General features: G+C 67.3%; 18 protein-coding genes, 1 tRNA gene and 1 pseudogene. 9 read left to right on the forward strand and 11 right to left on the reverse strand.

Going from position 1 to position 18,221, the window contains the following annotated elements; genetic code table 11:
• Nucleotides 1-47: 47 nt before the first annotated feature.
• Nucleotides 48-335 (reverse strand): DUF4148 domain-containing protein, encoded by a 288-nt coding sequence (locus tag CFB41_RS20615; RefSeq protein WP_089457717.1) that lies wholly within the window; start codon nt 333-335, stop codon nt 48-50.
• Between the two features lie 298 nt (nt 336-633).
• Between CFB41_RS20615 and CFB41_RS20620 the strand changes: the two genes are divergently transcribed.
• On the forward strand, nt 634-882 hold the full coding sequence (locus CFB41_RS20620) for a hypothetical protein (RefSeq protein ID WP_256941108.1): 249 nt from the start codon (nt 634-636) through the stop codon (nt 880-882).
• 199 nt (nt 883-1,081) lie between these two features.
• Here the strand turns inward: CFB41_RS20620 and CFB41_RS20625 are convergent, their stop codons facing one another.
• A complete protein-coding gene (locus CFB41_RS20625) occupies nt 1,082-2,242 on the reverse strand; it encodes a porin (RefSeq protein ID WP_089457718.1) in 1,161 nt (386 codons plus the stop codon).
• Nucleotides 2,243-2,559: 317 nt separating this feature from the next.
• Between CFB41_RS20625 and CFB41_RS20630 the strand changes: the two genes are divergently transcribed.
• Both CFB41_RS20630 and CFB41_RS20635 read left to right on the forward strand, forming a co-directional pair.
• Entirely contained in the window at nt 2,560-2,835 is a 276-nt protein-coding gene (locus CFB41_RS20630; RefSeq protein ID WP_089457719.1) for a DUF4148 domain-containing protein, read from the forward strand.
• A 66-nt stretch (nt 2,836-2,901) separates the two neighbouring features.
• Entirely contained in the window at nt 2,902-3,405 is a 504-nt protein-coding gene (locus CFB41_RS20635) for a hypothetical protein (RefSeq protein WP_089457720.1), read from the forward strand.
• A 22-nt stretch (nt 3,406-3,427) separates the two neighbouring features.
• Here CFB41_RS20635 and CFB41_RS20640 read toward each other — a convergent pair whose 3' ends face one another.
• Together CFB41_RS20640 and CFB41_RS20645 are read right to left on the reverse strand one after the other, a co-directional pair.
• On the reverse strand, nt 3,428-4,153 hold the full coding sequence (locus CFB41_RS20640) for a ZIP family metal transporter (RefSeq protein WP_089457721.1): 726 nt from the start codon (nt 4,151-4,153) through the stop codon (nt 3,428-3,430).
• A gap of 186 nt (nt 4,154-4,339) precedes the next feature.
• On the reverse strand, nt 4,340-5,635 hold the full coding sequence (locus CFB41_RS20645) for an O-acetylhomoserine aminocarboxypropyltransferase/cysteine synthase family protein (RefSeq protein WP_011356015.1): 1,296 nt from the start codon (nt 5,633-5,635) through the stop codon (nt 4,340-4,342).
• Between the two features lie 132 nt (nt 5,636-5,767).
• Here CFB41_RS20645 and CFB41_RS20650 point away from each other — a divergent pair, with 132 nt between their 5' ends.
• The gene (locus tag CFB41_RS20650) at nt 5,768-6,436 is read left to right on the forward strand and encodes an O-methyltransferase (protein WP_089443118.1); all 669 of its coding nucleotides are present in this window, start codon (nt 5,768-5,770) and stop codon (nt 6,434-6,436) included.
• Between the two features lie 9 nt (nt 6,437-6,445).
• Here CFB41_RS20650 and CFB41_RS20655 read toward each other — a convergent pair whose 3' ends face one another.
• From CFB41_RS20655 to CFB41_RS20670, 4 genes are all read right to left on the reverse strand, one after another.
• Entirely contained in the window at nt 6,446-7,597 is a 1,152-nt protein-coding gene (locus tag CFB41_RS20655) for a DUF1176 domain-containing protein (RefSeq protein ID WP_179250117.1), read from the reverse strand.
• Between the two features lie 283 nt (nt 7,598-7,880).
• Nucleotides 7,881-9,104: an RtcB family protein gene (locus tag CFB41_RS20660; protein ID WP_089458937.1), complete on the reverse strand. Its 1,224-nt coding sequence runs from the start codon at nt 9,102-9,104 to the stop codon at nt 7,881-7,883.
• Nucleotides 9,105-9,163: 59 nt separating this feature from the next.
• Entirely contained in the window at nt 9,164-10,306 is a 1,143-nt protein-coding gene (locus CFB41_RS20665; protein WP_089458938.1) for a slipin family protein, read from the reverse strand.
• A gap of 258 nt (nt 10,307-10,564) precedes the next feature.
• Nucleotides 10,565-10,635, reverse strand: a tRNA-Cys gene (locus CFB41_RS20670).
• A gap of 335 nt (nt 10,636-10,970) precedes the next feature.
• Here CFB41_RS20670 and rtcR point away from each other — a divergent pair.
• Both rtcR and CFB41_RS20680 read left to right on the forward strand, forming a co-directional pair.
• Nucleotides 10,971-12,587, forward strand: a complete 1,617-nt coding sequence (gene rtcR / locus CFB41_RS20675; RefSeq protein WP_089457723.1) for an RNA repair transcriptional activator RtcR — start codon at nt 10,971-10,973, stop codon at nt 12,585-12,587.
• Between the two features lie 150 nt (nt 12,588-12,737).
• Nucleotides 12,738-12,941 (forward strand): annotated as a pseudogene (locus tag CFB41_RS20680) (DUF2848 family protein); the annotation flags it as partial.
• 24 nt (nt 12,942-12,965) lie between these two features.
• On the opposite strand, the gene CFB41_RS20685 reads toward CFB41_RS20680, so the two are convergent.
• Together CFB41_RS20685 and CFB41_RS20690 are read right to left on the reverse strand one after the other, a co-directional pair.
• On the reverse strand, nt 12,966-13,730 hold the full coding sequence (locus CFB41_RS20685) for a bifunctional 2-polyprenyl-6-hydroxyphenol methylase/3-demethylubiquinol 3-O-methyltransferase UbiG (protein ID WP_089458939.1): 765 nt from the start codon (nt 13,728-13,730) through the stop codon (nt 12,966-12,968).
• A 13-nt stretch (nt 13,731-13,743) separates the two neighbouring features.
• Nucleotides 13,744-14,370: a LysE family translocator gene (locus CFB41_RS20690; RefSeq protein WP_047851713.1), complete on the reverse strand. Its 627-nt coding sequence runs from the start codon at nt 14,368-14,370 to the stop codon at nt 13,744-13,746.
• Between the two features lie 172 nt (nt 14,371-14,542).
• On the opposite strand from CFB41_RS20690, the gene CFB41_RS20695 reads away from it, so the two are divergent.
• From CFB41_RS20695 to CFB41_RS20705, 3 genes are all read left to right on the forward strand, one after another.
• On the forward strand, nt 14,543-15,343 hold the full coding sequence (locus CFB41_RS20695) for a helix-turn-helix domain-containing protein (RefSeq protein ID WP_089457724.1): 801 nt from the start codon (nt 14,543-14,545) through the stop codon (nt 15,341-15,343).
• Nucleotides 15,344-15,468: 125 nt separating this feature from the next.
• On the forward strand, nt 15,469-15,888 hold the full coding sequence (locus CFB41_RS20700) for an ATP--cob(I)alamin adenosyltransferase (RefSeq protein WP_089443112.1): 420 nt from the start codon (nt 15,469-15,471) through the stop codon (nt 15,886-15,888).
• Nucleotides 15,889-15,983: 95 nt separating this feature from the next.
• Nucleotides 15,984-16,979, forward strand: coding sequence for a LysR family transcriptional regulator (locus tag CFB41_RS20705; RefSeq protein ID WP_256941111.1), 996 nt, complete (start codon nt 15,984-15,986; stop codon nt 16,977-16,979).
• A 263-nt stretch (nt 16,980-17,242) separates the two neighbouring features.
• Here CFB41_RS20705 and CFB41_RS20710 read toward each other — a convergent pair whose 3' ends face one another.
• Complete coding sequence (locus CFB41_RS20710) at nt 17,243-18,151, reverse strand: LysR substrate-binding domain-containing protein (RefSeq protein ID WP_089443111.1); 909 nt, start codon at nt 18,149-18,151, stop codon at nt 17,243-17,245.
• Nucleotides 18,152-18,221: the final 70 nt, after the last annotated feature.

Consider the following 18,221-nt stretch of genomic DNA (forward strand, 5'->3'; position numbering starts at 1 on the left):
TGAGGCGGCCGCGCGTGGCGCGCTGCCCGCGGTCGGTTGACCGAGCGTCATTTCTGCGCGGTCAGGTTGTCGTGGTTGTCGGGCTGCGGCTTCTTCTCGCCGCCATGCACCGAAACCCCGTGAAGCTCCTTGTTGCGCGCGACGAGCTCGCCGGTCGGCGGGTACTGCGTCTTGCTCACCGGCACGACGCCGTCGTGCTGCGCCTGCTTCAGTTCATTGACGACCTGCGTGCGGGTCTTGCCCTGCGTTTGCGTCTGCGCGAACGCGGCCTGCGTGGCCATGCCGAGCGACAGCGTGGCGGTGACGAACAGTGCAGCGAGTTTTGCGGTTTTCATCGAGTGCTCTCCTTGATCAGGGCCGCCGGGTGGCGAACCATGGACCCAGTATGCGAAAGCAGCCGTGCGTGATCGTGATCGCGAGATGAAAAATGCGTCAGATTGCGTGAGGTGGCGAGGCGCGGTTCGGACGCGACCGGCATGACGCATTCGTCATGTTCCCGTCATGGGTGCGATGAGCGGGAAGCGGAACATGAAGTCTGCCGATGGCCGACGTGGCCGGCGGCATTCATGCCGTTTGCGATAGCTGTATGGAACGCGGGCGGCGTTGTTCTGACTTTCACACCGGACTTGAAACGTGCCTCGTCCCGCCATTCGTCTCAGCTTGATCGCAGTCCTGATCGTCCCGTTGTTCGCGGGCTGCGCATCGACACGCTCCGGCACTACGCCAACTTCGCGGGCCACACCGGCCGCCGCGAAAAAGCCGGTGCCGGCCGATCTCATGCCCGGCGAGCAGATCGATTATGCCGGGCATCGCTGCGGCAATCCGAACCTGTATGTGAAGACGCATAACTGCCTGTTTCCGCAACGCAATTCAACGCCTTGATCGCCGGCGCGCGATCAAAAAAAGGCCCGGCACTCGATGTGTCCGGGCCTAACGCGTGACGTGCCGTGCGGCAGCGACTCGCTTGCGTGGTCTGGAACGGGCGCTGCCCGTCACGTTTCCGATCGTAGCGATGCGACGCTTCGCGAACCTGATCGGAACATTAAATTTTCGTCACACGGCGCGCGTCATGCCGCAGCGATCAGAACCGGTGGCGCAACCCGAGATTGACGATGCCCTGCGTGCGCGTTCCGCCATAGCCGTACGACCCGATCGACGCCTGCGCCGTTTGCGTGCCGCCGTCGAGCGTGCGCTGTTCACCGTTCGCGCGTTGCCATGCGCCGACCGCGTAGAGATCGGTGCGCTTCGACAGCACGTAGTCGGCGCCGGCGGACACCTGATGATAGGTCGCGCTCGTATCGCCGCGGGCACGCGTGTAGCTGTAGCCGATGCCGACGAGCAGGCTGGGTGTCGCTTGATAGTTGAAGAAGCCGCGCGCGGTGTCGTACTTCTGCGTGCTGCGAAACGCGGACATCGCATCGGCCTTGTACAGCGCGTTGCTGTAGTCGATGCCGACCGCGAACGGCGCGAAGTTATAGCGCAACGCGCCGCGCGCGATACCGATCGATATCGCGGAGATATAGCCGCCGTTGACCAGCGACCCGTCGAACGTGCCGTCGGATGTGCCATTCCAGCCGGTGCGGATACCGTTGGTGAGTGACGAGCGATTGGCTGCGTAGTAATAGCCGCCCGCCGCGTCGACCGGGCCGTTGCTGTACGACAGGCCGGCCGACCAGGTTTGTCCGGCGCCGCTCTTGCCGGCCACGCCGCCCAGCGCGTACATGCCGACGAACTGGAGTCCGCCGATCACGGGCGATGTGTATTTCACCGCGTTGTCGGTGCGCGACGACGTGTCGTAGTTGTCGACGTCGCCGGGTGTCGCGTAGACGCTGCCGAAGTAGAAGTCGCCGGTGACCGGCCACGCGACATCCGCGAGCGCGTCGTACTGGCGGCCGAATGTCAACGTGCCCCAGCGCGCGCTGTCGAGGCCGACGAACGCCTGCCGGCCGAACATCCGGTTGCCTTGCCCGAGCGCGCCGGTGTTCGGATTGAAGCCATTTTCCAGCGTGAAGATCGCTTTCAGCCCGCCGCCCAGGTCTTCCGCACCTTTCACGCCGAAGCGGTTGCCGAGCAGATTGCCGTTGCCGAGGCCGACGAGATTCTTGCCGTCCGCATTGGCGTTCCATACATACGTCAGCGACGTATCGAACAGGCCGTATAACGTGACTTCCGCTGCATGTGCCGCGTGAGCGGTCGCGAGCAGCGCACCCGACATCATGGCGAGCCGAACTGGAGTTTTCATGGTGTTCCCCTGGGATTCAAGATGATCGTTTCGTGCATCGATCGATTCCGCGCCGCGCGTGGCACCGGCGGGCGCGGAATGTCGCGATGGCGTTGCCGATTCTGGAAAGCGTTCGGATCGTGAAGGTGAGGGACAAATGAGAAAAATGTCATCGCCGCGTCATGCGCGCGGAAACGCGTCACGTATTTTCATTCGTAGTGCGATACAGGGAAGGTCGCGGTGGTGACGAAACCGTCATGCTGCGATCACGATTCCGCACCGCTGCCGGCTCAAAGTGAACGCTCCCGTCACGGTTTTCCAGGCAAGGAGCGAACCACATGACCATTCCGCGACCGATGATCGTCATCGCCGCTGCCGCACTGTCGATGGCGGTCTTTTCACAGGCCGTGGCCGCGCAGCAGAAGACGCGGCAGGAGGTCCGTCAGGAACTGGCACGGGCGCGCCACGACGGCGTGATCCCGAGCCCGAATCACGACTACCCGGCGAGCCCGGCCGCCGTCGCGCGCAACCAGGAAATCCATCGTGCGACGGTGCATCGCGGGGAGAGTGCGCCGCTGGTCGATGCGCACGACAACCGTTTCGCGGTGCGTTGACCGTTCATTCGCGGCCGGCAGGCGCGGTGCCCGCCGGCCGCACCCCACACGAAGAGGAGCGTGCCCATGCGCCATTTCATGAAAGGAATCGTGCTTGCGGCGTGCCTGATGTCGACGGCCGCGATGGCGGCCGGCTGGCCGGAGCGGGCTTTGTCGCACGCGTCGGCGCATGACGTCGGCCGGCGCGCGAGCGAGCGGATGCGCTGCGAGTTCGCGGCCGTGCCGGCCGGCGAGTGGAGCGCGACGTTTACGCGCGGGCAATGCGAGGTCGACAACGGCCGGCTGACGTTCGTGCCGGCGGATGCAGGCGGCGAATCGACTGTCGCCGAGCAGCGGATCGTGCTCGGCGACGTCCGCACCGCGTCGCATCAGTCACGCAAGCTGAATGAGCAACTGCAACTGACGACACGCGACCAAGTGATCGCGTTGAACGTGCTGACCGACGACGGCAGCCGCAAGTCGCGCGAACATGCGATCGACCTGTGGGCCGCGCTGCGCAACGCAGGCGTGACGCCCGTCAACGGCACGCGCATCGTCGAACCGTACCCGACGGGCGCGACGACGTGGTAGCCGGCGCGCCGGCGCGCGTGGCTTATCCGGCCTTCACCGATCCTTCGAGCAGGAAGAACACGATGAAGCCAATGAAGAACGCGGCCGTCGCGAACGGCGTTTCGGGTACTTCGTGCGCTTCGACCAGCAATTCCTCGGTGACGAGGTACAGCAGCGCGACGGTGCCCAGCCCGAGCAGCGCCGCGTAGATATTGGGCGGAAGTCCGGCGAATGCCGCGTTGCCGGCCACGGCCGCGATGCTCAGCAGTGCCGCGAGCCCGACCGGTACGACGATCGACAGCAGGCGGCCGATGCCGGCGGCCGCGAGCGCCGCGCTGACCGACAGCGCGAGGAACAGCACCTCGAGCGTCAATGCGACGGTCAGGATGATGCCGCTTTCGTCGCTGGCCGAGAACGCGATGCCGAGCACGAGGCCGTCGATGACGAGGTCGATCGCGGTGACGATGATCAGGCTCACGGGCAGCCGCGCTTGCTCGAAGCGCGTCTCGATCGCGCCCGACAGTGCACGGATCGCGAGCATCAGCGCGATGCCGAGCACGAAGCCGACGACGACCGGAAACAGCGCATGCGCGCGATCCTGCGGCAGCAGTTCGAGCGCGGCGGCCGCGAACACGATGCCGCCGGTGAAATGCTGGATGACGCTCGATGTTTTCGGGCCGGGTGCGCGCCAGGCAGCCGCGAGGGCGCCGAAACAGGCCGCGAGCAAGGGCGGCAACGTGAGCAGCGCAAGCTTCGCGGTCGGTGTCATGAGGCCTCTCGGACGGTTGGCGTACCGCAGCGGGCTCGGCGTCTGGCCATCCGGCTGCAGGGTACGGGTGGTTCGTACACGCCGGGCATCGCCCCGGCACCAACCGGGGATTGAACACCTTGAAGCCGCTTCAAGGTCAACCCATTCGAGGCAGGGCGCACCGGCAAACCGGCGCGCCCGTGGCGGTCAAAGCTGCGCGAGCGCCTGGTCGAGATCGGCGAGCAGGTCGTCGATATGCTCGATGCCGATCGATAGCCGCACCGTTTCTTCCTTCACGCCGGCCTTCGCGAGTTCGGCCGGCGACAGTTGCCGGTGCGTCGTCGATGCCGGGTGCGTCGCGAGCGATTTCGTGTCGCCGATGTTGACGAGCCGCGTGAACAGCTTCAGCGCGTCCTGGAACTTCGCGCCTCCGTCGCGGCCGCCTTTCACGCCGAACGTCAGGATGCCCGGCGCGCGGCCCGACAGGTAGCGCGCGACGAGCGGATGGTCCGGGTGATCGGGCAGGCCCGCGTAGTTCACCCATTCGACGTTTTCGTGGCGCGCGAGATGCTGCGCGATCTTCAGCGCGTTGTCGCTGATGCGCTCGACGCGCAGCGCCAGCGTTTCGATGCCTTGCAGAATCTGGAACGCATTGAACGGCGAAATGGCCGCGCCCATGTTGCGCAGCGGCACCACGCGTGCGCGGCCGATATAGGCGGCCGGCCCGAACGCTTCCGTGTAGACGACACCGTGATAGCTGACATCGGGCTCGTTCAGCCGCTTGAAGCGGTCCGCATGCTCGGCCCACGGGAACTTGCCCGAATCGACGATCGCGCCGCCGAGGCTCGTGCCGTGCCCGCCGAGATACTTCGTCAGCGAATGCACGACGATGTCCGCGCCGTGCTCGAACGGGCGCAGCAGATACGGCGACGGCACCGTGTTGTCGACGATCAGCGGGATGCCGTGGCGATGCGCGACTTCCGCGAGCGCGGCGATGTCGGTGACGTTGCCGAGCGGGTTGCCGACCGATTCCGCGAAGATCGCCTTCGTGCGCGCGTCGATCAGCGGCTCGAACGACGCGGGGTCGCGCGGATCGGCGAAGCGCGTCGTGATCCCGTATTGCGGCAGCGTATGCGCGAACAGGTTGTAGGTGCCGCCGTACAGCGAACTCGCGGACACGATGTTGTCACCGGCTTCGGCGATCGTCTGGATCGCGTACGTGACGGCCGATTGCCCCGAAGCCAGCGCCAGCGCGCCGATGCCGCCCTCGAGCGCGGCGATCCGCTGCTCGAGCACGTCCGTCGTCGGGTTCATGATCCGCGTGTAGATGTTGCCCTGCACCTTCAGGTCGAACAGGTCGGCGCCGTGCTGCGTGTCGTCGAATGCGTACGCAACGGTCTGGTAGATCGGCACGGCGACCGCGCGCGTGGTCGGGTCGGGACGATAACCGCCGTGTACGGCGATGGTTTCGAGGCGCCAGTTCGATGCGGCCTGATCGGTCATGGGTGCTCCGTCTGTTGTTGTGGTGGTCGAGCGATTATAGGAGCACGATCGCCACGGCCCTTAGAACGAATGGTGTGTTGCTTATGGCCGTGCGGCGCATAAAATGCCTGTTCCGCAAACAAGGGGCGCTCGATGAATCAGGATCATTGGAACCAGGTGGATGCGTATTTCTCCGCGACGCTCGTGCCGTCCGACGACGTGCTCGACGCCGCGCTCGCGGCAAGCGACGCAGCGGGGCTGCCCGCGATCAACGTCGCGCCGAACCAGGGCAAGCTGCTGCAACTGCTCGCGACGATCCGCGGCGCTCGGCGGATCCTCGAGGTCGGCACGCTCGGCGGCTACAGCACGATCTGGCTCGCGCGCGCGTTGCCGCCGGGCGGCACGCTCGTGACGCTTGAACTCAATCCCGCGCATGCGAAGGTCGCGACGCAGAACATCGCGCGTGCCGGGTTGGCGGAAGTCGTGACGGTGGTGGTCGGCAGTGCAAAGGACAGCCTCGCGCGGCTCGTCGACACGGGCGAAGCGCCGTTCGATTTCATCTTCATCGATGCCGACAAGGACAACAACCCCGTCTATCTCGACGCGGCGCTGAAGCTGTCGCGGCCCGGCACGGTGATCGTCGTCGACAACGTCGTGCGCGGCGGGCGCGTGGCCGATCCGGACAATCGCGAGCCCGACGTGGTCGGCGTACGCGACGGGTTCGCGCGTCTCGTGGCCGCGCCGAATCTCACGACGACGGCCGTGCAGACGGTCGGGCAGAAGGGCTGGGACGGGTTCTCGATCTCGATCGTCGGTGTGTGAGGTGGTGCGTCAGCGCGGGCTGGCTGCCGCATCGGCCCGTCGATACAAGCGTGGCCACTGATCGTCGAACAGGCCGTTGCAAGTACCGTGCGTGGCGATATCGCCGAGCATGAAGCGCCGGCCGTCGAAGATCCACGAGGCGGTCGATCCGCAGTCGCCGGCACTGCGCAGCCTCACCTTGCTCGACAGCGTCGCGCTGGCGGGATCGTAGCCGGCGTCGGTCAGTTCGTTCGCGAAGGAGGCCGAATCGAGTCCCGCGTTCGCGTTCTCGCCGAAATTCATCGCCGTCGGAGAGTAGGGCGCCGTCCGTCGCACGCGATACCACAGGTCGGTGTGGTTATACATGCTGCTCGTCTGGCACGGTATCGCGACCAGCGCTTCGTCGGCGGAAATCGCCACGGCGCGCGATGCCTTCCTGCGATCGTTCGCCGACATTTCGTCTTCGACATCGGCCGCACATTGCTTCACGTCGCCGCCGAACTTCGCGAGCACCGCGTCGACGAGCGGGCGTTGCTCGGCGGCCGACAGGTCCGCGACGGCCGGTGCCGGCGTGACGGCGGGCGGCAGTGCCGGCGCGGCCGGCACCGACGACGCGGGCCGGGTGCCCGGGCGTAGCAGCGCGGTGACGGTGCCGACCCGGCCCTGCGTGTCGTCGATCAACAGCAGCGCGGCATTCAATCCCGTCAAAGGCGTGCGGGCGGTTTGCGCCGATGCTGGATCGCCGAAGCTCAGCAGTTGCGCATTGCGCGACGCGGTGAGCCAGGCGGCAACCGTTGCCGGATCGTTGGTGCGGACCCGGAACGGGTGCGCTTCGTCATCGTCCGGCTTGCCGCCGAATGCATGCCATTGGGCGGCCATGGCATCGAACGGGCGGCCATCCATGCGTGCGCTGCGCAGGTCCAGCGGCGCCGACGCGTAGAGGTCGAGCGACGCTTGTGCGTCCGGGCCCGCATCGCGCGTCACGCGCAGGATGAGGCGGGTGCGTGCGTCGTCGATATCGTCGGCGTGGCTTTCGGCAATGCAGCGGTTGCCGTTGTCGCAGACGACCGACCAGTTCTTGAAATCGCGCTCGACCGGCGGTCGCGCGAGCGGGCGAGCCTGGGCAACGATCGGGGAAACGGCGAGGAGGGCGGCGATGGCGAGCGAAAGGCGGTGCGACATGACGGTTCGTATCGACGGTGGATGGGCGGGCGGAAGACGTCGGACTGCAAGCGCATCGTCAGCAAACGAGGCAGGTCGAAGGCTGCGGCGCATGCGGCGGCGCGCGTTACCGAACGGCATCGAGTATACCGCCGCAATGGGCTGCAACCGTGACGGCGGCGCGTAGTGTGCGGGCGCGACCGTTGCTGGCCGGTATGGGACGGACGCATGCACATGCAAAAACGGCGCGACGCCCGCAGGCACCGCGCCGTTCGTTTTTCATCGTGCGCAGCCGCGCACCGCGCTATCCCTTCACGCACACCACCTGGCGCAGCGTATGCACCACTTCGACGAGGCTGCGCTGGGCCGCCATCACCGCGTCGATGTCCTTGTAGGCCATCGGGATTTCGTCGACGACGCCCGCGTCCTTCCGGCATTCGACGCCCTGGGTCGCCTTCACCTGGTCGTCGACGGTGAAGCGGCGCTTCGCTTCGGTACGGCTCATCGTCCGGCCCGCGCCGTGGCTGCACGAGCAGAAGCTGTCCGGGTTGCCGAGCCCGCGCACGATGAAGCTCTTCGCACCCATCGAGCCCGGGATGATCCCGAGCTGCCCCTTCTGCGCGGACACCGCACCCTTGCGCGTCACGAGCACGTCTTCGCCGAAGTGGCGTTCGCGCTGCACGTAGTTGTGGTGGCAGTTCACCGCGTGTTCGTCGACCGAGAACGGCTTGGCGATCACGCCGCGTGCTGCCCCGATCACCGCATCCATCATCGCCTGCCGGTTGCGGCGCGCGTAGTCCTGCGCCCAGCCCACCGCTTCGACGTAGTCGTCGAAGTGGCGGCTGCCCTCGGTGAAATACGCGAGGTTGCGATCCGGCAGGTTCGCGATGTGCTGCCGCATGTCGGCCTGCGCGAGCTCGATGAACAGGCTGCCGATCGCATTGCCGACGCCGCGCGAGCCGCTGTGCAGCATGAACCACACGTGGTCCGCTTCGTCGACGCACACTTCGATGAAGTGATTGCCGGTGCCGAGCGTGCCGAGATGCGCGTAGTGGTTCGTCTTTTCCAGCTTCGGATACTTGTCGACGATCCGCTGGAAGCCCGGTTGCAGCGCCTTCCACGATTCGGTCACGGCGGCCGGCGTGCGGTCGCCCCACGCGCCCGGATCGCGGCGGCCCGGCGCGCGGCCGTGCGGCACCGCGCGTTCGATCGCGCTGCGCAGGCCTGCCAGCGAATCCGGCAGGTCGGACGCCGTCAGCGTCGTGCGCGCGGCCATCATCCCGCAGCCGATGTCGACGCCGACCGCGGCCGGAATGATCGCGCCCTTCGTCGGAATCACGCTGCCGATCGTCGAGCCCTTGCCGAGGTGGACGTCCGGCATCACCGCGACGTGCCTGAAGATGAACGGCATCTGCGCGGTGTTGCGCAGTTGCGCGCGCGCTTCGTCTTCCACGGCCACGCCTTGCGTCCACATCTTCACCGGCTTGCCGTGCGCCAGTTCCATCACCTGGTAATCCATTTCACTCATGTTCATCACCTTGCTACTTCGTTCATGAGACACGGCGCGCGTGCGCCGTGCCTAATCGTTCATGACGCGCCCTTGATGCTGACGAGTCCGTTCAGCACCTGGTCGAGACCGCCGAACACCGAGATGCGGTCGATCCGTTCCGCGACGCGCTCGAGCGTTTCCAGCTCCTTGAGCCGCAGCGCGGTCGGGTTTTCTTCCATCACCTTCGCGGTGTTCAACAGCGAGCGCGTGGCCGCCGTTTCCTCGCGGCGGCGAATCACGTTCGCCTGTGCGGATTTCTCCGCCTCGACCACCTGCGCGAGGATCGTCTTCATGTCGCCCGGCAGCACGATATCCTTCACGCCGACGCTGCGCACGTCCACACCCGATTGGCCGAGGCGGGCACGCACCTGCGCGATCACGACGTCGTCGATCGACTGCTTGTCTTCCAGCAGCTCGTCGAGCGAGCGCGTGCCGACGGCCGATCGCAGCGCGAACTGCAGCTCGCGATACAGGTGCTCGACCGGCTTCTGCAGCTGGCCGAACGCATGCAGCACGTCCGCATAGCACCACGTCGCCGACAGGTTCAGCCGCAGCGCGACCTTGTCGCGCGTCAGGATTTCCTGTCCGCCGACTTCGATCGCCTGCAAACGCAGGTCGACCAGCTCGACCGCGACGTCGCGGTTGAAGCGCCAGAACGCCGCGACGCCCGCGTCCAGCAACCGCTCGATCTTGCCGTCGATCTTCAGCACGCCGACGTGGTACGCCGGCACCTGCGCCAGCAGCACGCCCGTCAGGCCCGCCACGCCGCGCGCACGCAGCGCCGGTTGCGCGATGCGCTTCACGAGCGCGGCCGGCAGCAGGCTGTCCTGCGCGAGATCGACGCGCTCGAGACGGTGCGCGGTCAGGCCGCGCCAGTACAGCCGGCGCGTGCCCGGCGCCAGGATCTCGACGAGCACGTCGTCTTCGTAGCGCAGGCCCGCTTCATCGTCGGCGAGATCCATCGCGACGAAGTGCTGCGCGAGCACGTCCGGCGCGTCGTGACGCAGGTAATCGGCCAGGGCCGCGTCGGCGAGCGGCGCGTCGAGACGCGCGGTCTGCACCGACAGGCGCTTGAACGGATCGAAGGCCTTGAGCACGCCCGGTTCCAGCACCTTCACGAAATCGCCCTCGTTCATCAGCAGCGCGCGTTCGTTCTTTTTCACAACATGTCGCATCCACATATTCTTGTCCTTTTCTTCATTGACCGCCGGGTAACACGCATCGTGCGGATCGCGGGGCGACGCAACCGGGCGGGCGGCGCGCTGGCCCGGCGTCGACGTGCACGGCGACGCATCCTGCATCGCGTCGTCGTGCGCGTTCGCGCGGGCCGTGCGGCCGTCCGGCCGATCGCGCGGAACCGCAACCGGTCCGACGCACGGCGGGCCTTGCGGCCCGCACCGGCGGGTACTGCTTCCATCAAGAGACTGTCCTTGCGGACAGTGTTCGAGCGGGATTCGAACCCGCTACACACCGGCTTGCGCCGGCTGCTCTACCTATGAGCTTCCGAACAGAGGGCGCCCCGGGATTCGAACCCGGGCGCAGCACCTTGCGCGCCCGTTTGCCTTCGTCTGCCCATGGCGACATGCGCTGCCGCGACGAACCAGGTTCGGCGGCGGCGCACCAGCAGGGCTTGGTGAACCCTGACTCGTGGGCCAGCGGGACATCCGGCGCTTTATCTTTAGCGAGGAGCGTGCCAGCGGGTGACTTGGTGCTCGATAAAAATCTCAAGCTATTGAAGTAAAAGGAGAAATTGCTTTTGTCGGCAGGTGAGGCCTGAATATCCGATGGTGGCTCGATCCGGAATATTCGATACAATCGGATCGCTTCTTATCCCATGAGATAAACATGCGAAAGACTGTTGCGATCGGTTTTCTCGGTACCGTGCTCGACCAGGGCGGCGGCTCGCAGCGCCGCTGGCGCAACTGGCGGCCGACGATTTCGCTGTGCGAGCAGCGCGACACGCCGATCGACCGGCTCGAACTGCTGCACGCGCCAAACTACGCGCGGCTCGCGGACCGCGTGAAGCAGGATCTCGAACGCGTGTCGCCGCACACCGACGTGCGGCTGATCCCGATGGAGATTTGCGATCCGTGGGATTTCGAGGAGGTCTACGCCACGCTGCACGATTTCGCGCGCGCCTACCCGTTCGATCTCGACCGCGAGGACTACCTGATCCACATCACGACCGGCACGCACGTCGCGCAGATCTGCTGGTTCCTGCTGGCGGAGGCGCGCTACCTGCCCGCGCGTCTCGCGCAGACGGCGCCGCCGCAAAAGACCGACGAAGGACCGAGCGGGCCCGGCACGATGTCGGTGATCGATCTCGACCTGTCGCGTTACAACCGCATCGCGCAGCGCTTCACGCGCGAGCGCGACGAAACGGTGTCGTTCCTGAAGGCCGGCATTGCGACGCGCAACGCGCGCTTCAACGCGCTGATCGAGCAACTGGAGCGCGTGGCCGTGCGGTCGCGCGCGCCGATGCTGCTGGTCGGGCCGACGGGTGCCGGCAAGTCGTTTCTCGCGAAGCGCGTGTACGAGCTGAAGCGCGGCCGTCATCGGCTCGCGGGCCCGTTCATCGAGATCAACTGCGCGACGCTGCGCGGCGACGCGGCGATGTCGACGCTGTTCGGTCACGTGAAGGGCGCGTTCACGGGCGCGCAGTCGGCGCGGGCCGGGCTGCTGCGCGCGGCGGACGGCGGCCTGCTGTTTCTCGACGAGATCGGCGAACTCGGGCTCGACGAACAGGCGATGCTACTGAAGGCGATCGAGGAGAAGCGGTTCCTGCCGGTCGGTGCGGACGTCGAGGCGACCAGCGATTTCGAGCTGATCGCGGGCACGCACCGCGACCTGCGGCAGATGGTGGCGGCCGGCACGTTCCGCGAGGATCTCTACGCGCGGATCAACCTGTGGACATACGAACTGCCGGGGCTGGCCGAGCGGCGCGAGGACATCGAGCCGAACCTCGAATTCGAACTCGACCGCTTCGGCCGCGAGCAGGGCGAGCAGGTGCGGTTCAACGTCGAGGCGAAGCGGCGTTATCTCGCGTTCGCTTCGTCGCCACGCGCGGCGTGGGCCGGCAACTTCCGCGAGTTGTCCGCGTCGGTCACGCGGATGGCGACGCTGGCCGATGCGGGACGGATTACCGAAGCGCTCGCCGAGCAGGAAGTCGAACGGCTGACGCTCACGTGGTCGTCGCGGGGCGCTGCGGGTGCTGCCGATGCATGTGTCGACGCGGTGTTCGGTGCGCGTGCGGCGGAACTCGACCTGTTCGACCGTGCGCAGCTCGAACGCGTGCTCGACGTGTGCCGTGTGTCGGCAAGCTTGTCGGAAGCCGGGCGCACGCTGTTCGCGGTGTCGCGGCAGAGCAAGAAGCAGCCGAACGATGCGGACCGGCTGCGCAAGTATCTCGCGCGATTCGGGCTGGATTGGGACGGGGTGCGGCAGGCGCTCGACGGGGCATGACGCGTCCGGCGGCGCGGGCGCCGCGTGCAGCCGGAGTGCCCGGCACGCGGCCAGCGATCGGGAGGGGTTACACCGCCGCTGCCTCGTGAAACGGCGCCAGGAATGCCCACTCCGGCTGCGCAGCCGCCACATCCGCGAGCCCGCGCGCGAATGCGTGCGCCGGACGACCTGCTCGCGCAGTTCGCACGCCACGACGGCCGCTTCGTCGACGGCACCGCGATGTTGTGCGGCACGCGTGCGGCGATCGGCGGCATCCGGCCGGCCGAGCGGTTCGAGATCGAGCTGGAAGATCCGGTGCTGGGGCGCACATTGCGGCATGCGTATGCGGTGGACACGCTGCCCGTGGCGGGCTGACGCGGTAGCGGCGCGCGCAAGCACTCAGGCGCGGCAGATCGCGATGATCTCCGCGCTGGTCGCTTCGTCGAACGGCGCGTGCTGCCAGTCGCCGTACCAGTCGGCCGACGAGAATCCGGCTGCGATCACGCGTGCCAGCAGGTCGGGCTGCGCGGTGAAACGCAGCCGGCTCGTGTTCGTCAGCACCGTGCCGTCGCGGCGGAAGCGGTAGTGCGTGTCGAACGTCACGGTCGCACCGTCCACCGAGCGCACCGCATGATGAAGATCGACGATGCCTGCCTCGCGCGACTCGACGCTGCGTGCCGAATGCTCAGGCGTCCATGCAAGCCACGGCTGGATGCGCGGATTGCGCGTGTCGAACAGGAAGCGGCCGCCGTCGGCGAGTACGCTCCGCACGGCGCGCAGCGTCGCGTCGATTTCGGTGTCGGTCAGCAGGCACTGGAACGCATGCCCGGTCATCACGACCGCATCGAACGGTGGTGCATCGGGCGGCAAGCTGTCGAGCCCGCATGCAAGCCAGCGCACGGTGGCGGCGCCGGGCTGGCGTCGGGCGTATTCGATCATCGCCGGCGCGGGATCGATCGCGACGACGTCGTGCCCGGCTGCCGCGAGCCGGCGCGCGAACGTGCCGGTGCCGCAGCCGAGATCGAGAATGCGTTGCCGCGCGGCACCGATCACGGACGCGTAGAACGCGAAATCCTGGTCGCCCGCGTTGAACAGGTCGTAGAGCGCGACGAGGCGCGGGTCGGTGTAGAGGGTTTCGCCGGCGGGCGCGGCGGCAGACGTCATGCGGTCGCGCATGTCAGCGCTGCTGCACCGCCACGCGCAGCCCGAGCGCGATGAAGATCGAGCCGATGATCTTCCCCTGCCAGCGCGTGAGCCACGTGAGCCGCTTCACGATGCGGCCGAGCGGGCGGATCGAGCACGCGATCAGCGTCGTGTAGAGCGAGCTGAGCACGACGAAGATCAGCCCGAGCACCGCGAACTGCACGAACGTCGAGCCGCGTTCCGGATGCACGAACTGCGGCATGAACGCGAGGAAGAACAGCGCGGTCTTCGGATTCAGCACTTCGGCGGGAATCGCCTGCAGGTACGCCTTGAGCGGCGTGACCGGCGACACGCTCGGCAGCGACGGATCGGACGGCTTCTCGATCAGCGCGCGCACGCCGAGGTAGATCAGGTACGCGGCGCCGACCACCTTCACGACGTTGAACGCGAGCGCCGACGTCATCAGCAGCGCCGACAGGCCGACGGCCGCGAACAGCGTATGCACGAAATCGCCGCTGGCGACGCCGAGGCCGGTCAGGATGCCGGTCCTGCGGCCACCCTGCACGGTGCGGCTCAGCACGAGCAGCACGGCGGGGCCGGGAATCAGGAACAGGCCCAGGACGACGGCCGTGAAGGTGGTCAGCGTGGTCAGGTCGAACATGGCGGCTCCGGCAGGTGGGCGCAGCGACGGGGGATCGGGGCATTGTATTCGTTTCGCCGCCCGACTGCAGACGCAGCCCCGGCACCCGCACGGCCCCACCGGCCCCTTTCTGGTATAAGCACGAAAGGACGCGCGGGCAGCGCGTCCGGCTTCCTCCATCGTCCATCGTTTCATGCGCGAGCTTCCACCGACCACCGATCCCGCAGCGGATGACGAAGTCTTCCACGTGCCGCGTCCGCTCGTCGTGTTCGGCGGCTCGGTCGTCGAGCCCGAATGGCGACTGGAGCGGCACAGCCATCCGCAGGCGCAACTGCTCTATACGCTGAGCGGCGTCATCTACTGCGAGGTCGACGGCGGCGTGTGGAGCGCGCCGCCGCAATGCATGGTGTGGATTCCCGGCGACGTCCCGCACTCGGCGCGCGGCTCGGCCGGCGCGACGTTCTACGCGGTGCTGGTCGAACCCGATGCCGCGCTCGACCTGCCGGTGCGCTGCTGCACGCTGTCGGTGTCGCCGCTGCTGCGCGAACTGCTGCTGAAGGCGGCGAGCTTCCCGAACCTGTACGACGTCGACGGGCCGCAGGGGCGATTGATCGCGACGCTGCTCGACGAACTCGTCGCGGCACCGGTCGAGGATCTGTACCTGCCGATGCCGGTCGACCGGCGGCTGCGCAAGCTGATCGACCATCTGCTCGACGACCCTGCCGACAAGTCGCCGCTGCCCGAACTCGCGCGACGCGTGGGCATCAGCGAGCGCAGCCTGACGCGGCTCGCGGCGAAAGAGCTCGGGATGAGCCTCGGCGACTGGCGCCGGCGGCTGCACGTCGCGCTGTCGCTGCGGATGCTGACGGCCGGCCGCCGCGTGCACCAGATCGCGATCGATCTCGGCTACGAGAGCGCGAGCAGCTTCGTGACGATGTTCCGCAAGGCGACCGGCAAGTCGCCGACGCAATTCCTGACCGACCGGCAACGCTGAGCGATGAAGGCCGTGCCTTCGTGCCTGCGCGATTGGCCGGATTGAGCAAGCGGTTGGCCGGGACGATAAATGACGCCACAGGCCTCGATCCATAAAATGAGAATCGTTCTCATCTGGAGGCCGACATGCAAATCGTCACGACTGAATTCCCGTTTGTCTGGTTGCGTTACACCGGTTCGACGCACACCGATCCCGTCCGCCTGATCGCCGAGCTCGACGCGTTGCTGGCGCGTCGCGAACCGTTCGTTCTGCTCACCGACGATGCGCCGTCCGGCGACGATCGCGGCGGGGACGATCACGAGTTGCGCAAGCAGCTCGCGAAGTGGAGCAAGGCCAACCGCGCGCAGTCGCGCGAATGGATTCCCGCGATGATCGCGATCGAGCCCGACGCGGCGCGACGTGTGGCGCTCAACGCATTCTCGGGTGCGTTCGAGAAGGTATGGGGCTATCCGCTGAACGCGGCTGCCACCCGCGACGACGCGCTCGCGCTGGCGCAGCAACTGCTCGACGAACCGGCGCGCGGCGCCGCGGCGGCGAACGGCTGAAGCCACGCTGCCGCGCCGGCGGCGCGGCGTTCCTCGATACGCATGCACGGCGCGCCAGCGCGCCGCGGCATGCGGCCAACATGCAGGGGTGTCCGGTGGACAATCCGATCCGCGCGATGCGCATCTTCACGCGCATCGTCGAAATGAACAGCTTTACGCGTGCGGCGCAGGCGCTCGGCATTTCGCGCGCCACCGCGACGCGGACCGTGCAGGAGCTCGAAACGGCGCTCGGCATGCCGTTGCTGGTGCGTACGACGCGTGCGCTGCGGGCGACGCCCGAAGGCGACGCGTATTACCGGCGCTGCGTGCGCATCACGGCCGACGTCGACGAACTCGAAGCCAGCATTCGCGGCGCGGCGCTGCGTCCGAGCGGGCCGTTACGCGTCGAGCTGCCGGCGGCGGTCGCGGACGCGATCGTGCTGCCGGCGCTCGGTGAGTTTCATGTGCGGCATCCTGATCTGGTGCTGACGCTGGGTGTCTCCGGGCGCGCGGCCGATCGCGTCGGCGATGCGATCGACTGCAGTGTCCGGCTCGGCGAACTGCCCGATTCGTCGCTCGTCGCGCGCCGGCTCGGCATGCTCGAGCGGGTGACCTGCGCGAGCCCCGCGTATCTCGATCGCCACGGCGTGCCGCGCACGCTCGACGATCTGGCCATGCATCGCGCGGTTGGCCTGTCGTCCGTTCAGGGCCAGCGCACGGCCGAACTCGATTTCCTCGTCGATAGGGCGGTGCGCAAGGTGCGGATGGACGGAATCGTCAGCGTGGACGACGAGCCTGCGTATCTGGCGTGCGGCGTGCACGGCCTCGGGCTGATCCAGCCGCCGCGCGTCGCCGCGCAGCCGCTGATCGATGCGGGGCGGTTGCGGGAAGTGTTGCCGCGCTGGCGGCCCGATGCGGTTTCGGTGTCGGCCATGTATGTGAAGCGGCCGCATGTGTCGCCCGGCGTGCGCGCGTTTGTCGACTGGGTCGCCGAGCGTTTCGAGGCGGCGGTGAGCGGCCATGCGGGCATGATCACCGCCCGGGTGTGGCGGCCGACGGCGGGCGTCGCGGACAGGGTTGATCAGGTGGACGCCCAGATGGCCGCAGCTTGATCAGCAAGTGTCGAGTCAGGCGCGCTCAGCGGTTCGCAATCGTCGTGGGTGCGCGCTCTTGACCGACGAGATGGCGGAAGCGGATCGATGATCCCGCCGGGTGGCCGTGGCGAAGCGGACAGCGGCGGCCGGGCGCTGGCGGTTCATATGGAAGTGTCAATATTCTGGCGATTTTTTGACGAAATAGCTGAAATACTGGCGCTTTTGAGCGAGCCGCACGTTGGTCTCTCCTGAGTCGACGGACGTCGTTTCGTGCGTCCCGATCACTGCCCCAGTTCGTCCGCCAGAAAATCGACGAACGCGCGAATCCGCGTGGACATCTGGTGGCGCTGCGCATACACCGCATAGATGTCGGCGCTCGGCGTCTCATGGTCGGGCAGCACGACCACCAGGCGGCCGTCGGCTAGATAGTCGCGCAGATCCCATTCCGCACGCATCAGGATCCCGTGCCCGTCGAGCGCCCATTTCACGGCGATCTCGCCGTCGTTCGTCGTCAGGTTGCCGTTGATCCGCACGGCTTCCGTGTGGCGTGATGCGCCGCGCCCGCTCGTCAGGCGCCAGATTCCGTAACCTTCGTCCCCCTGCCGGATGCCGATGCAATTGTGGCGCGTCAGGTCGTGCGGCGTTGCCGGTGTGCCGTGCCGCGCGAGATACGCGGGCGCCGCGCACAGCAGCCGGCGGTTCGGCGCGAGCCGCCGCGCGACGACCCGCGTATCGGGCGGCTCGCCGAAGCGGATGCACACGTCGAACGCGTCGTCGGTGAGCGGCGGCGGCATGACCGACAACTGCAGTTGCACCGACACCTCCGGATAGCGCGCGACGAAGCGCGAGATCGCGGGGCCGACCTGGTTGCGCCCGAAGCCGAGCGTCGCGTTCACACGCAGCAGCCCCTTCGGGCGCTGCTTCGCGCTGCCGAGCAGTTCGCCGAGCTCGTCCATCTGGTCGAGAATCCGGCGCGCATAGTCGAGATACACGTCGCCTTCCGGCGTCAGCATCATCCGCCGCGTCGTGCGGTTCACGAGCGTCACGCCCGCGCGCCGCTCCATCTGCGTGAGCCGCTTGCTGACGGCCGCCGCGGTCAGCCCGAGTTCGCGCGCGGCCGCGCTCAGGCTGCCCGACGCGGCCAGCGTCGAGAAGAAGCCGAGATCGGCCGGCTGAACGGTATCCGCCATGTCGAGATTCGTGAATTCAAGTTAAAGATGCTTTGAGTCTAGCACCGGTTCCCACACTGCTGGTTCGGTA

It is taken from the genome of Burkholderia sp. AU33803 (assembly GCF_002223095.1).
Taxonomy (GTDB): domain Bacteria; phylum Pseudomonadota; class Gammaproteobacteria; order Burkholderiales; family Burkholderiaceae; genus Burkholderia.

Excerpts from the sequence above, each read along its gene's own strand:
- CFB41_RS20615 (WP_089457717.1), bottom strand. The coding sequence starts at position 335 with ATGAAAACCGCAAAACTCGCTGCACTGTTCGTCACCGCCACGCTGTCG.
- CFB41_RS20685 (WP_089458939.1), bottom strand. The coding sequence starts at position 13,730 with ATGACGTCTGCCGCCGCGCCCGCCGGCGAAACCCTCTACACCGACCCG.
- CFB41_RS20630 (WP_089457719.1), top strand. The coding sequence starts at position 2,560 with ATGACCATTCCGCGACCGATGATCGTCATCGCCGCTGCCGCACTGTCG.
- CFB41_RS20660 (WP_089458937.1), bottom strand. The coding sequence starts at position 9,104 with ATGAGTGAAATGGATTACCAGGTGATGGAACTGGCGCACGGCAAGCCG.
- CFB41_RS20645 (WP_011356015.1), bottom strand. The coding sequence starts at position 5,635 with ATGACCGATCAGGCCGCATCGAACTGGCGCCTCGAAACCATCGCCGTA.
- CFB41_RS20695 (WP_089457724.1), top strand. The coding sequence starts at position 14,543 with ATGCGCGAGCTTCCACCGACCACCGATCCCGCAGCGGATGACGAAGTC.
- CFB41_RS20650 (WP_089443118.1), top strand. The coding sequence starts at position 5,768 with ATGAATCAGGATCATTGGAACCAGGTGGATGCGTATTTCTCCGCGACG.
- CFB41_RS20665 (WP_089458938.1), bottom strand. The coding sequence starts at position 10,306 with ATGTGGATGCGACATGTTGTGAAAAAGAACGAACGCGCGCTGCTGATG.
- CFB41_RS20710 (WP_089443111.1), bottom strand. The coding sequence starts at position 18,151 with ATGGCGGATACCGTTCAGCCGGCCGATCTCGGCTTCTTCTCGACGCTG.
- CFB41_RS20700 (WP_089443112.1), top strand. The coding sequence starts at position 15,469 with ATGCAAATCGTCACGACTGAATTCCCGTTTGTCTGGTTGCGTTACACC.
- CFB41_RS20655 (WP_179250117.1), bottom strand. The coding sequence starts at position 7,597 with ATGTCGCACCGCCTTTCGCTCGCCATCGCCGCCCTCCTCGCCGTTTCC.
- CFB41_RS20690 (WP_047851713.1), bottom strand. The coding sequence starts at position 14,370 with ATGTTCGACCTGACCACGCTGACCACCTTCACGGCCGTCGTCCTGGGC.
- CFB41_RS20640 (WP_089457721.1), bottom strand. The coding sequence starts at position 4,153 with ATGACACCGACCGCGAAGCTTGCGCTGCTCACGTTGCCGCCCTTGCTC.
- CFB41_RS20625 (WP_089457718.1), bottom strand. The coding sequence starts at position 2,242 with ATGAAAACTCCAGTTCGGCTCGCCATGATGTCGGGTGCGCTGCTCGCG.
- CFB41_RS20635 (WP_089457720.1), top strand. The coding sequence starts at position 2,902 with ATGCGCCATTTCATGAAAGGAATCGTGCTTGCGGCGTGCCTGATGTCG.
- rtcR (WP_089457723.1), top strand. The coding sequence starts at position 10,971 with ATGCGAAAGACTGTTGCGATCGGTTTTCTCGGTACCGTGCTCGACCAG.